Here is an 11,878-nt window from a genome sequence, read left to right on the forward strand (position 1 = left end):
AAAGAACGATTTAACATCTCTGTTAAAAAATAATTTTTCATAATTTTTAATAAAACTATAATAAGACGATACCATCTGTGAAAACTCTGGAATTTCATAAAATGGTGGTAGAACAAATCCAGGATTTTCAGGACTCATACTTGTTGGAGCGCACCACAAAACAGGATTTGCTCCACAGGCGACTGCCTCAGCAATTAAAATCTCATATTCTGAGACATTGTCAGAAGAATATCCCTCTTTCCCTTTTACCCCAATTGTCCTTATTGTCCAAATTGGTTTTTTCCCACCAATTTCTCTGTCTTCTTTTAGTATTTTTAGTAGTTCTTTACCTCTTTGTCCACTTGTCTCATGAAATAAAACATTTTCTCCAGCAGAAAGCAATTTCATATTCTGGTATGTTGGTCCAGAATAATTTGAAGTAATAACAATTTCTTTGTCTGAAGATATTTTTTGAAATATTTCATATGCCTCTTTTAAAAATAATCCAATTTGACCATGTGCCCATAATTTTTGTTCATCTCTTGAAACATTAAATATACTTTTACCTTTTTCTTTTTCAAATTTCTCCTGACAATATTTACAAAAACATGAGGGGCCACAAAATTCATAATATCCTGGATTATCAAATAAAATACCATCACTTCCAATTTTTGCCTCTTTTTTTACAATTTCTAAAAGATAATTTCTCCATGGGGAATTTATACAATTGCAATATCTATGTTGAGAAATATGAGATGGTTGATAATGTTGTGGTTGTCCTTCTGGATTCCTCTGAACCCAATCTTTATGTTCTCCATAATAAAATTTTTCTTCTACACAAACAGAATCAAAATATGTTAGAATTTTTATTCCATACTTATGAACTTTACTAATAAAATTTGAAATTTGTTCATAAGTTCCTTCTGGACACCATCCATTTGAAGTTTCCGGGACTAAATATAGAATAACAACATTTGATTGATAATAATTTGCAATTTTTTCTAATTTATCTATTTCCTGATACCTTACTGCAAGAACTCTTGCATTTATTGCCCACTCTGGAATTATCATTTTATTTTACTTATATTTGAATTACCTTCTTATACATTACTGATTTATAAATTGCATCTAAGACCTTCACTATTCCATAATAATAATTAAATGGGATAATACCTGGTTGATTGTTTAAATATCTTTTAAGCATTTCTTCAAGAAATACATTGTAAACATCCTGGTTATACTTTAATAAATTTGTTATTTCTACTTTATTATTTTTTCTACAACGAATTTCCAACTTGAATATTCTTGGTTTTTCTATATCAATAAGAGTAAAAAGAAAATTTGTAGTATTGATTACAAAGGCAAAGTCACGCCAGTTTCTATCAGTTGGATATCCATAACATATCTCAATCACTCCTCTTTTTCCACTCGCTGTTTCCAGAATAACACTTGAATTATCCTCAATACTTTTTCCATAGATACAATTATTCATACCCGCATAGACAAATTTTGTTTCTTCTTTTGTAAGATAACGAAAAAGGTCAATATAATGTGGACCTTCGTTTATAAATGAACCACCCAAGGCAATTTTCTTATCTAACAACCATTTATTTCTCCAATCAATATATCTCTGAATAGGTCCTGCCATATTACGAAAGTAACAGTGAACTATCTCTCCGATATTATTTTTCTCACTGAATTCTTTTATTGCAAGAATAATAGGACTAAATCTTAAAGGAAGAACCACATCAGTAAAAAGACCTTTTTTATTTGCCTTTTCAGACAACTTTTTCATAATTCCTGCATTATTAGTTATTGGTTTTTCTGTGCAAAGAGGGATTCCTCTTTCAAGAATACTATCTATAATCTCTGGCATTTCACAATGTCTACCAAATGAAAAAACAAAATCTATATCCTCTTTTTTCAGTAATTTATGATAGTCAGAATAAAAATGGCAGGTAAATTCTTTTGCTATTTTTTGGGCTATTTCTTTGTTTTTATCAGAGACAGCAATAATTTTATGTTTTGTTTTTTTGATGAAGTTTAAATACATCCCAGCATGATAATGCCCTACCTCAATAAAAGCAATTTTTAACTCTTTATCCATATTCTCTTACCTTTCAACATAGATAATCTCGCTTTTTCAATAATATTTGTCGCCTGTAAACTTTCTTCCAATCCACACTGTGGAGAAGTTTTATTTTTTACACATTCAATAAAATGTTTTACTTCTGCATAATACATATCATTCTCTTTATATTCTACCTTTTCTTCTCTTCCATTATTTTTATCAAGAATAATGCAATTTTTTTCAAAAGTCGCACGAGCCTTTGTACCTATTACTTCAAAATCAACCACACTTTTCTTAAATATCCAGTAATGTCCAGAAACTGTTGTAACGCAGACATCTTTATGTTTCAAAATTAAAATACTATTATCTTCTGCCTCTTTCAAATGAAAACGAGAACTACCATAAGCATCCACAGTTTCTATTTTCTGTCCAATAAGCCAGGGAGCAAGGTCAGCATAGTGAATACTATTTACAAGTAAAATCCCGCCACCTTTTTTAATATCAGTCCGCCAATTATCTTTAAAATTACTTGCGGCACTGTATCTTGCATTAATATATAATGTTTCTCCTATCACATTAGATTCTATTAACTCTTTAAGTTTAATAAATTTTTGAGAAAAACGAAAACAAAAGCCCACCATCAGTATTTTCCCAGTTGATGAAATAATTTTCCTTAGTTTTTTACCTTCTTTTACCGTAGGAGAAATTGGTTTTTCGCATAGAACACTAATACCCCTTTTTAAAAGATGGGAAGTAACTATTGGCTGTAAATAGGGTGGCATACTCACACTGGCAATATCAGTAATACTTTCATTTATATCTTTATAATCAGAATAAAATTCTGCACCTAATTCTCTGGCTAATTTCTTTCCTTTCTTATTTACATCAACAATTGCACTTATTTTAATTCCTAATTTCTTATATGCACGAATATGATTACCAGCATTCCCTCCACAAGCGCCTATAATTGCTGCTTTCATTATTTTTCCCTCCTATATGAAAAATCAAAAACATTGCTTTAACACGTATCATATTTTTAAGAACTTTCAACTAATTTAAAGTAATTAAAATCCTCAAAAACCAATTATATTTTAATATTTTATAAATAATAGATAAAATACTTTTGATTGAAAAACAAAATTATTTGAAAAATATTCCATTAAAAAGAAAGGTAAAGAGAACAAATTTCATATTATTTTATCCTGCTTTAAATCTTATTTAAAAATTTGGAAAGATATAAAAATATTTTATATTTATTCTTTATAAAAGTTAATTAAATTATTTCCCCAGATTTTTATCCTTTCTTTTAATTTCTCTTCCGGACCTATATAAATAATTTTTATGCCTAAATCATAAAGAGAAAGAGATATTTTATTTGCTTCTTCAATATTCTTTTTATTCATATAATCATAAAAGACAATTTTTTCTTCTATTTCAAATGGTAAAGAAAACTCAACTTCTTTTTTATTCTTATCATCATGGTTAAATATAAAAATTACTTTTTCTTCCCCAATTTCCCAGCCATCTATAGAATAATCATCTTTGTTCTCATCTATAAAAATTTCCCCTTGAATTTTCTTCCCATTTAAAAAGAAATCTTCAAAATCACTAATAATTGTATTTACAACTCCTAAATCAAATAATCTTCTTCCATCAACACTTATCAAAGTATCATAATATATATGATATCCATCACATCCAATTGTTATTGATTTTAATGCCTGGGTTCTTAAAAGTTTATAATTTCTCTGTCTTGCTTCGTTATCTAACCATGGAGTTACTTTTAAATTTCCAACTCTCTTCCTGAAATTTTCCATTTCTTTTTCCCAGTATTTAAGAGTAAGCGGAGATAATTCATACATACTTGGTCCTGCTATATCAATTGAATTATATTTTGAGAGAATCTCCCAATTACATCTATAGTCAGGTTCTTTTATACCTCCATAATTAGCAAATCTTGCATCAGGATTAGCTTGTTTTATTGAATTCTTTATTTTTAAAAATATCTGTGCCTGTTGCCAGGATGCAAATTCTCTCCATTCTTCTTTATACTTTGATTTTATCAATAAAGGGGTTAATTCCTCTTTTTCATCTATTCCAGCATATTTCCTAAATGATTTTATACATCTATCACAAAAACAAATTTCCCATGCATTAGGACCTTCAGTATCATGCCATATATCATTTCCTTTTTCAGTTACAAGTTTTTGAACCATCTTTTTTGTATTTAAAAATGCCTCTTCATCCTCAATCATTAAAGTTGGGCATACTGTATCTATCCCCTCATATTTTGCTTTATCTCCATTAAAAGTAATCGCATAAGATTCTGGATGTTTTTCTAAATATTCTTTATCCCACCAAAACCACCATAAAGATGTCCTAATTCTAAAGCCCTTTTTATTTAATTCATCTCTTATCTCCTTATTATTTACACTTGTTATTAAAATATTAAAACCACTTTTCTCCCAAGAAGAAGCACTTTCTAAAACTAATTCTTTCTTTTTTTCTTCTTTCACAGATGCTTGAAATGGACCAAAATACCAATCAGCAAATACTCCTGATTCTATACTCTTTGGCATTTTTGCATTAAATTCCGCGACAGTTTTTACTAAATATTCATTTTCTTTTTCAACAATTTTCTTTTCGTTATTTTCAATATGAAAATAAATTTTAAATTCTTTTAAATTTGTTTTTCCTATACTAAAAGGTAATATTAAACGTTCATAAATTTTTTCCTCTTCTTGAGATGGAAGTGTTCTAACAGGAATTGGTTTTGAAAATTTTAATTCATACTTTTTGTATTTTCCATATTCCTTATCTATTTCTTCTGCTTTTTCTTCAATCAAAGGGAAAAATTGTCCATAAGAAAAATTGTATTGTCTATCAAGAAATAAAAGTTCTATCTCCTTAGGGACTTCCAATCTCAAATTAAAATTTTGAGGGCTATTTGTATAATTGGCAAATATAAATGCAAACTGCTGGATGGTATTTTCTTTAATATATAGAATTTTATCATAAGAGAGTGGCCAGAGGCGACTTATAAGACCACTATAACCAGTTTTTTTAAATGTTTTTGAATATAAAGGAATTCCAATTTTTGGTGTTATATCAAAATTTATATTGTATCCTTTATCAACATTTGCTTTTTCAAATAAAGAAATAAATTCTCTTCCCCCTTTTTTTAAATTTAATTGGTATATTCTTTCTATTGTTTCATCATCTGGAATAGAAACTAAAATCCTTAATGGTTCTTTTAATATATTTTCCATGTTTATAATTTCACTTTCAATTCCAATATAATCCTTTGATTTTAATAATGTTATTTTTGTAGGATATATCTTAGAGGAAAATATAATTTCACCAAATTTTTCTGGTTGATGAAAACCATTTGTCCCAGAGGTCTCATTCCAAGAACTTAATTCTGAAATATGTCTTCTTTCTCTGCAGATATTAAATTTCCATACATCTAAGTCAACCGGACTACATCCTAAGATAGAAAAGGGGATTACAACTTCAATTGACCAGAAATTATTTCCTATATAACCATTTGCTTTCCATTTTTTAACTATACCTTTATTATCCTGTTTTTCACCTTTTGGGTTTATTATAAATTGGTAATAATCATCTTTACCCTTTGGTTGAATAAATAACTCTATACAGTCATCTCTCCATACATTTTGACTCCCTGTTTTCTCTTCTGCTTCTAAATTTTTAATCTCAGGTTCATAACACTTAACTGCTAAATATATGTTTTCTTTATCATAAAATCCATAAAACTCTGTCTGTGCATCAGCAAAGTATGGACTTTTTAATTCATTCCATTCAAATTTATAAAAATTATTTTCCTTTTTTAATTTCTTCCATATTTCTTCTTCAATTTTCCCATCAATTTCTATTTTTTCTTCTTCATTTATCATTGGGTAAACTCTCTGCTCATCTACAAAAGAATATTGTGAAGGCAAGCAGGGTGTTAAATTTATTTTTTTTACTACTTCTAATGGTATTTCATTTTCAAAAACACCTATTCTCAAACTTATTCTTGATAAAAAGTCCCTCTGAGTTATTTTTATTCCAAGTGTAGGCCCTCTGAAAATTCTAAAATGATGGCAGGCGGCATCAGGGTCAAAATCATAGTCCCTTATAATTATCAATCCATTTTTTTCTTCTGCATTATACCCAATTAACCACCTTGAATTTTTTATTTCGATTGATTTTTCCCAGTAATCACCCAATAATTCAGGAGTTGTTTTATTTTGTTCCCAGACCAGTTCCTTAGAGTCAGATAAATTAAAATAAATATTTGATTCTAAACTAAATCCCTCTTTTTCCCTTTTTATTTCTGCAACATAGTTTATAAATGACTCTTTTTCGTCAAATGTGTAATGTTCAATTACTGAAATATCCGGAAAATTTCTGAAAATTATCAGTTCTACTTTTTCTCTATCTCTGTTGATATAATACTCAAGATTCTGAACACCTGTTGGCAACCAGTAATTAACAACTTCATATTTATCTTTTTCTTTTGTTGTATATAATTTAGTAAAACCAGGAACAATTTCACATATTTTTTTCCCATCTAAATTGATAGAAACAGTTCCATATGCTGATTTTTTATTGAAAATTAAAACTGTTTTTCCTTTTTCAAATGAAATAAAGTCATTTTCTTCTTTAATTGAAATTTCTGAAAAAACAATAAATGGCAAAACAAAAATAAATAAAATAAAACTTCTTATCTTCATTTCTTCTTCCTTTTTTATTTTTTTATTGTAAAATAAGCACAGCAATTTCCAAAGGTTTTATTTCCACAGTTGTTTCTCTAAGTGGGTTAAATTTTTTACCTTCAGGGTAGAAATATCCAGAAATTTCAGTATCCATACCTGGAAAACTAAAACTCAATTTACGTGTTTCATTAGCACTATGGTTGAACAAAATAACTAAATGTTTATTTCCCAAAGTAAATACTTCCCATGAAACATTTTTGCCATAAGGGTTCTTTTCTATTTTAATAATACTATTGTTGTTTTTACCTTTAAGGAAAAAGTCCTCAAATTTAGCAATTAATGCAGTTGCTCTTCCTATTTCCTGGTAATAAAGTCCATCCATCGGTCCCCACCACCAGAATGAAACTCCATCTGCTCCTGAAGCTACTGAACGAAGAATTTGCATACGGATTAAATCAGCAGAAGGTTGCATTGCCGCTCCACGTTCATAGCCAGGAGTTAAAGTAGGCACTGTTTTAACTCTATGCTTACGGGGCAGTGTTCCTTCCATCAATTTTATAAACTCTTTCCATCCACTTACAAATCTATCATCAAGAAATGAAGGACTATTGGAATATCCCGTTGGATAAGCAATATCAATGTAATTGGCAATTTCTTCCCAATTACATCTGTAACTTTCCATAGTCATCTGACCTGGCATCCCAGAATATACTCCCCAAGTTGCATTAGGATTATTCTTTTTTAATTCATTTCTTATAACTTCTGATAACATACTGGACTGATGTGTTGCAAATAAGATCCATTCATTTGCATATTTCTCTTTTATCCCTCGTGGAGTAAGTTCTTCTTCCTGAGAAATTTTTGCAAATTTTCTAAACTCATCTAAACATCTTTTACAAAAACAGACATCCCATGCCCCTGGACCCTCCAAGTCCCAAATATAACCATCAGTTATTCCGTTAGTGACAGATTGAGAAAATCCTTTAATAGATTCACGCAATACCTCACCATTGTTTTCTAACAGAATAGTAGGACAGATGCGCGGTAAGGGGCTACTGTCTCTGACTCCATTAAAAGTAATAGCGGTATGTTCAGGATGTTCCTTTAAATATTCATTATTCCACCAAAACCACCAGAAATTGTTTATTATTATCATATGGTATTGTTCTTTTGCCATATCTGAATAATATGACTTATCTGTTTCCACACTTATAGAATTAAATCCTGCTTTTTGTAAAGTATCAAGATATGGTTTCCAAATAGATGGGCATGTGTTGAATGTCCATAGCCAATTATGTATCAAAATATTTTTGGGTTGTTTTCCCTCAATATTAGGAAGTGTAACTAGATACATCATATTTTCTTCTTCTTCTATCCCATCTGCTTCTAATTTAAAATATGCAGGTATTTTTTCCCCGGCGGAAAATACTCCATTCTCTATTGTAAAAAACAATACTAAACTATTCTGGAAAAAACGCACTTTTTCTATGCGTGAAGGTGGTATATTCTTTTCAAGGTTAAATGTATACTTATGATAAATTTGCCCATTTTTTGATTCTTCAGAAATATTCCATGAGGTAACATTATTATATCTTTCTGGACCTATTAGAAGAGAGCCCATTGGGTCAAGGATTTTAACACCAGAAGGAACAGATACTACAAATATAGGATTAGTTATTTGCCTTTTATCAGGAAAATGATTGGCAAAAAGAAAAAAACAATGTTGCGCAGTATTAAGTGCAATATAAAGATTCCCACCTCTCATCTCAGGTGGCCATGCCACAGACACAAGTGACTCAGAATAGGTTTTAATGGGGAATTTAAGTTCATAGAGAACTTTTTCAGAATCTTTTATAACAGCAGACAAATTGTAAAAACCTGGCTTTTCTATAGAAAGGGGAAATGTTATCTTTTTTGTTTTATTCCCAGTGATACTTATTTCCTTATTACTTTTAATAAAAACATCTTCTCCTTTTGCAATAGTTAAAAATATAGACAAATTTTTTGTATCGCCATCTATCGCTTTTAAAGAAAATGTAATATCTTTAAATAATTCTCCAAAAGTAACCGCTTCAAGAGTTACTGGTTTCTGACCAAATGAAATAAGTCCAAACTTATCTGGTTGATTAAAATCTCCCCCGACATAATTCCAATGACTTAATTCCCCTTTAGGACGCTGTTCTCGGTTCAAATTAAATCCCCATATTTCGCCTTCTCCTGGTTTATTCACATCAAGCAGACGAAATGGAATAGATGCTTCAACAAACCACTTATCTTTACCTATAGTTGTTGCTACTTTCCAATCTAACCCTTCTTCCCCTATTGCAGTTACCCTATCAATTCGAACAGAAAGATTATCCTGTCGTGTTCCTATGGGATTAACAATAAAATGTAATGCTTCTTTTTCTGTAAAACCAGGGTCTATAAATATTTCTAAACAATCATCCTGCCAAACATTATCATTTCGTTTAGTTCTAACTTTTCTTATAAATGGTATTTGACTCTCTAACATTTCCGCAGCAATATACAAATTATTATCATCATAAGCAATATATCCTATTGTCTGTTCAGTTGCCAATTTCCCATTTGTAAGTGTGAAATCTCCAAGTTTTGCTGCTTTCTGCCATGCTTCATCATTTAAAACTCCGTCTATAATAGGAGGGATTTTTATATAAGGAACATCGGATAAACGCCGAGAGGATAAAAGAAATTTTTCTTTCTCATTTTCTTTAGTAGATTCAGATACTTTCTCATTTTTCTTTTCAATTCTTTGTTTGAGAAGATTCTCAAGAACATCAGCATTATCAATATCTGTAATAACAACTACATCCATTCTGCCAGTTGCTGTTGGAATATTCTTGTCTATGGGCTTTTGTAAATAAATTGAATAGAAAGTTTCTCCAATACTATTGGAAAACTTACCTATCAGCACCCATGTCCATTCATCAGGTTTATCAGTGTGAAACCACCCAAAAGCCCTTTTCTTTTCACTATTTTCATACAAATACCAATTAGCAGGAACATCACTTTGTACTCTTGTCCATACATTATAAGTTTTCCCATCCTGAGGGAAAGGTATACCCATAACAAAATGATACCATGTTTTACCTTCCACAAATGCTCCACCACTTGCTGAATTACTTCCTACTATATTTGAATTACCTTTGAAATCTTCTGCCTCAAACCAGTGGACTGTATAACCATTTGCAAAAAGCACCTGACAAAACAGAAACATAAATAAACAAAGAACTTGTTTCATTTATATCTCCTCGTATAATGTTCGTAAATGAGCATATATAAGTATTTTAAAACCACCCAGAATACCAATAATATAGTCGTGTTGATGCATGTCCTGATGGATTATCTGTGGCATTTTTATACCATAAATCATTAGTGGATAATGATTCACAATGGCCGTCAACCATCAAAACATTTGTCATACCATGATGCCTTGGTGAAAAAGTTCCCCAGGTAGAAGGTGTAGCATAAGGTGGCCAAACAGTTGAATCATATTCTATATAACCTCCAGAAGTAGAAGTATATATCTGGTCAAGAGATGGGTTATATTCACCTTTTGGATCTGCATTATATTTTCCATCACATACCATAACAATTCTTTCCTGGTGTCTTACTTTTGAAAGTTTAACTGGTTTAAATGTATCTTGGGTTGTAGGATATAACCAATAATCCCTAAAAAAATATACGCTAATTCCATAGGAAGGACCTGCATACTTTGCTCTTTGACTTGGGCATCTCATCGGACCTCTTGAACCACCGTATTCGTATTGAGCATCTTTATAACCTAAATAAGGAGCAAGTGCTCTATGAAGACACCTTTTTGGCCAACCATAGGGAAAATATTCATTATAATCATTTAGATACATATACATTGCGGTCCCTATTTGCTTTAAGTTGTTCATACATACAGCAGACCTTGCTCTCTCTCTTGCTTGTGATAAAGCAGGTAATAACATTGATGCTAAAATCGCTATAATCGCTATTACCACAAGCAATTCAATGAGAGTAAACCCCGTCTTTTTTCTCATTCTTATCACCTCCTTTGTTCTCCCTAAACTCCTTCCTTTTTCAAAGGAAGGTTGGGATGGATTTAAAAATCTCCCCTCGCCCCTTCCGCCACAAAGCATGTCGGACAGATGCTTTGTTAAAGAGGGGAACTTCTTTCTTATTTCTCTTACCATTTAACACCTCCGTTTCCGCCATAAAGCGCGGCGGATGCTAAAATACACTTTTTCCTCTCTCTTTATTAAAGAGGGGAATTTCTTATCATTTTCTCCTTTTCATCACCTCCTTTTCACACTTTCTCTTATTATAAGTTTTGTTTCAAGGATTACCTGTTTTCTTTTTTTATTCTTTTTTTTCTTTTCTTCTTCAAGTATTTCAAATCCTTTTTTTGCCAATAATTCAATTGGTTGATAAATTGTTGTTAATGGGGGAGTAATATGTGAACATATTGGGAACTCATCAAAACCTATTAAAGAAATATCATCTGGTATTTTTTTATCTGCTTTTTTTAAAGCATCTATTAAGTACAAAGAAAGAGTTATACCACCAGTTATAAATGCAGTTGCTAAATTTTTCTCTTTTAAATTTTCCTCCAAAATTTTTTCTACCTCTTTTGACCAGTCAAAATTACTTTCCAGAATTACTTCGTTATGTTGTATTTTCCTTTTTTTACAATAATTCATAAATTCTTCATATCTTTCATAAGTATCATGACTTTCAATACTACCTCCAATAAAAAATATATTTTTATGTCCAAGAGAAATAAGATATTCAACTGCCTGTCTCATCCCACCTTTATTATCAGAAGCGACATAGTTTATATCTTTTCTTTCTAAATTTGCTCCAATTACAACAGATGGGATTGAATATTTACTTAACCTATTTATAAGTTCATTGTCATTTCTTTTTGGATTTAGAACTATAATTCCAGAAGATTCTTTCGTCACTTCTGCATATTCTATTTCTTCTTTCTGCCAGTTTTTTAAGAGTATTGTATATCCATTTTTTGTTGCTTCTTTTCTTAACTCTCTTAATAAAATATCTTCATAAGTATTTTGGGATATTTCTGATTCATTGTGAAAAT

The 11,878-nt window shown here is 30.4% G+C and carries 7 protein-coding genes; all 7 read right to left on the minus strand.

Annotated features, from left to right (window positions below):
- On the minus strand, positions 1-1,050 hold a 1,050-nt coding region (locus PLW95_05790), incomplete at its 3' end, for a hypothetical protein (protein ID HOV22175.1).
- 10 nt (positions 1,051-1,060) lie between these two features.
- Complete coding sequence (locus PLW95_05795) at positions 1,061-2,086, minus strand: Gfo/Idh/MocA family oxidoreductase (protein ID HOV22176.1); 1,026 nt, start codon at positions 2,084-2,086, stop codon at positions 1,061-1,063.
- The gene (locus tag PLW95_05800) at positions 2,071-3,030 is read right to left on the minus strand and encodes a Gfo/Idh/MocA family oxidoreductase (GenBank protein ID HOV22177.1); all 960 of its coding nucleotides are present in this window, start codon (positions 3,028-3,030) and stop codon (positions 2,071-2,073) included. Before PLW95_05800 ends, PLW95_05795 begins: the two co-directional genes overlap by 16 nt.
- 273 nt (positions 3,031-3,303) lie before the next feature.
- The gene (locus PLW95_05805) at positions 3,304-6,789 is read right to left on the minus strand and encodes a sugar-binding protein (protein ID HOV22178.1); all 3,486 of its coding nucleotides are present in this window, start codon (positions 6,787-6,789) and stop codon (positions 3,304-3,306) included.
- 22 nt (positions 6,790-6,811) lie between these two features.
- Entirely contained in the window at positions 6,812-10,030 is a 3,219-nt protein-coding gene (locus tag PLW95_05810; GenBank protein ID HOV22179.1) for a carbohydrate binding family 9 domain-containing protein, read from the minus strand.
- Between the two features lie 46 nt (positions 10,031-10,076).
- Positions 10,077-10,817 carry a type II secretion system protein gene (locus tag PLW95_05815; GenBank protein HOV22180.1) on the minus strand — a complete coding sequence of 247 codons (741 nt, stop codon included), beginning with the start codon at positions 10,815-10,817 and terminating at the stop codon, positions 10,077-10,079.
- A 255-nt stretch (positions 10,818-11,072) separates the two neighbouring features.
- Positions 11,073-11,878: substrate-binding domain-containing protein (locus tag PLW95_05820; protein ID HOV22181.1), on the minus strand; the 806-nt coding region annotated here is incomplete at its 5' end.

The sequence above is a fragment of the bacterium genome, assembly GCA_035370465.1.
Classification (GTDB): Bacteria; Ratteibacteria; UBA8468; order B48-G9; family JAFGKM01; genus JAGGVW01.